The sequence below is a fragment of the Acidimicrobiales bacterium genome (assembly GCA_022452035.1).
Lineage (GTDB): Bacteria > Actinomycetota > Acidimicrobiia > Acidimicrobiales > MedAcidi-G1 > UBA9410.
This window is the reverse complement of sequence record JAKURV010000061.1, coordinates 1-2,486: the sequence shown is the minus strand read 5'-3', so window position 1 is coordinate 2,486 and position 2,486 is coordinate 1. Positions and strand designations below refer to the sequence as shown.

The window sequence follows — 2,486 nt, the reverse complement described above, 5'->3', positions numbered from 1 at the left end:
CGGCCTGCGGAGACGACGTGGTGGGCACCGACCGCTCCGAGGGTGGCCCCGACCTGCTGGATCCCGCCGGGTTGGCCCGGCTGGTGGCCGAGGTCGACCCGGAAGTGGTGTTCCACCTGGCCGGGCAGGCCGACGTGGGCGGCTCGTGGGAAGCCCCGGCTGACACCCTGCGGGTGAACGCCGAGGGGACCCTCCACCTCCTGGAAGCCGTCCGGTCAGCCGGCGGCGCCCGGGTGGTCACAGTGACCAGCGCTGACGTCTACGGCGTCGTTCGGCCCGAGGACCTTCCGTTGAACGAGACGGCCCCGCTACGCCCGGTGTCGCCATACGCGGCCAGCAAGGCGGCAGCTGACCTACTGGCCCTGCAGGCCTACCTGGGCCACGGAATGGACGTGGTGCGGGTCCGCTCGTTCAACCACCTGGGCCCCGGCCAGGACGACCGGTTCGTCTGCTCGGCCCTGGCGGCGCGGATCGCCGCCGCCGAAGCGGGCCGGGGCGACGAGGTGCGGGTCGGGAACCTGGCGGCCCGCCGTGACTTCACCGACGTGCGCGATGTAGTTCGGGCCTACCGGTGCCTGGCCATCGACGGTCGGGGCGGGGCGGCCTACAACGTGTGCACGGGCACGTCGGTGGCCGTGAGCGAGGTGGCCGAACGGCTAGTGGGCCTGGCCACCCGGCCGCTGCGCCTGGTCGACGACCCGGTCCTCCACCGACCGGTGGACGTCCCTGACCTGCGGGGCGACCCGACGGTGCTGCGGACTGACACCGGTTGGGAACCCGAGGTGGCACTGGCCGACACGCTGGCCGACCTGCTGGCCGACTGGCGACGGCGCCTTCCGGACGTCATCCCGGCAGACTGGACTCCATGACCCGCCGTGCTCTGATCACCGGCATCACCGGCCAGGACGGCTCGTACCTGGCTGAGTTCTTGCTGGACAAGGGCTACGAGGTAGTCGGTATGGTGCGCCGCAGCTCGACGGTCAACTACGAGCGCATCGCCCACCTGATGGACAGTGTCCAGTTCCATTCCGGCGACCTGCTGGACCAACTGTCCATGGTGGAGGCCCTCCAGGAACACCGGCCTGACGAGGTCTACAACCTGGCCGCCCAGTCGTTCGTCCAGACGTCGTTCGGTCAGCCGGTGCTGACCGGTGAGACGACGGGCCTCGGCGTGACCCGCCTGCTGGACGCCGTCCGGCTGGTCGACCCGGAGATCCGCTTCTACCAGGCCAGTTCCAGCGAGATGTTCGGGAAGGTCCGCGAGGTCCCGCAGAACGAGGACACCCCGTTCCATCCCCGCAGCCCGTACGGGGTGGCCAAGGTGTACGGCCACTGGATCACCGTCAACTACCGGGAGAGCTACGGGCTACACGCCAGCTCGGGGATGATGTTCAACCACGAGAGTCCCCGCCGCGGCCTGGAGTTCGTGACCCGCAAGATCAGCCATGGGGCGGCCCAGATCGCCCTCGGCAAGGCCACCGAGCTGCGACTCGGCAACCTGGAAGCCAAGCGGGACTGGGGCTTCGCCGGCGACTACGTGGACGCCATGTGGCGGATGCTCCAGCAGGACGAGCCGGGCGACTACGTGGTGTGCACCGGCGAGACACACACCGTGCGGGAGTTTTGCGAGGCGGCGTTTGCCCGGGTGGGCCTGGACGCCGACGACCATGTGGTGGTTGACGAGCGCTTCTACCGACCGGCCGAGGTGGACCTACTGGTGGGTGACGGCTCCCGGGCCGCCGACCGCCTGGGGTGGCGACCGACCATGTCGTTCACCGAGTTGGTCGAGACGATGGTGGACGCCGACCTGGCCCTCCTCGAGGGCCGGTTGGACCGGCTGGCCTGACCGGGTCCGATGGCCGACCGGAGGGCATCGTGATCACCGTCCTGGCTGGGGGCGTGGGGGCGGCCCGCCTGCTGCGGGGCCTGGTCCTCGCCGTGCCCGCCAACCGGGTCACGGCCGTCGTGAACACGGCCGACGACGTCGTCCTTCACGGGCTGCACGTGTCGCCCGATCTGGACACGGTCACCTACACGCTGGCTGAAGCCGGTAACCCGGAAACCGGCTGGGGTCTGGCCGAAGAGACGTGGCAGGCCATGGACGCGCTGGACCGCTTCGGAGGCCTGACGTGGTTCCGGCTTGGCGACCGGGACCTGGGTACCCACCTCTACCGGACGGGCCGTCTGGCCGAGGGGGCCGGCCTGGCCGCCGTCACCGCCGAGATCACCCAGGCGTGGGGCCTGGAGACCATGCTGCTGCCGATGACCGAGGACCCGGTGGCCACCATGGTCACCATGGACGAGGGCGAATGGGCCGGCGACGAGGTGGGTTTCCAGGAGTACTTCGTGCGCCTGGGGCACTCAGTGGCCATGCGGTCGGTCCGGTTCGCCGGAGCCGACGTCGCCCGACCTGGACCCGGGGTGGTTGAGGCGCTAGCCGACGCCGACGCGGTGATCATGGCCCCGTCCAACCCGGTGGTGTCCAT

General features: G+C 70.4%; 3 protein-coding genes. All 3 read left to right on the top strand.

What is annotated here, in order from left to right:
• Positions 1 to 869 (top strand): GDP-mannose 4,6-dehydratase (locus tag MK181_10935; protein ID MCH2420312.1); only part of this gene is annotated, 869 nt, incomplete at its 5' end.
• Positions 866 to 1,846 (top strand): GDP-mannose 4,6-dehydratase, encoded by a 981-nt coding sequence (gmd, locus tag MK181_10930; GenBank protein ID MCH2420311.1) that lies wholly within the window; start codon positions 866 to 868, stop codon positions 1,844 to 1,846. The genes MK181_10935 and gmd, both read left to right, overlap by 4 nt.
• A 29-nt stretch (positions 1,847 to 1,875) precedes the next feature.
• Positions 1,876 to 2,486: 2-phospho-L-lactate transferase CofD family protein (locus MK181_10925; protein ID MCH2420310.1), on the top strand; the 611-nt coding region annotated here is incomplete at its 3' end.

Bases quoted from the DNA above. Each gene is read 5' to 3' on its own strand.
- gmd (MCH2420311.1), top strand. From the start codon at position 866: ATGACCCGCCGTGCTCTGATCACCGGCATCACCGGCCAGGACGGCTCG.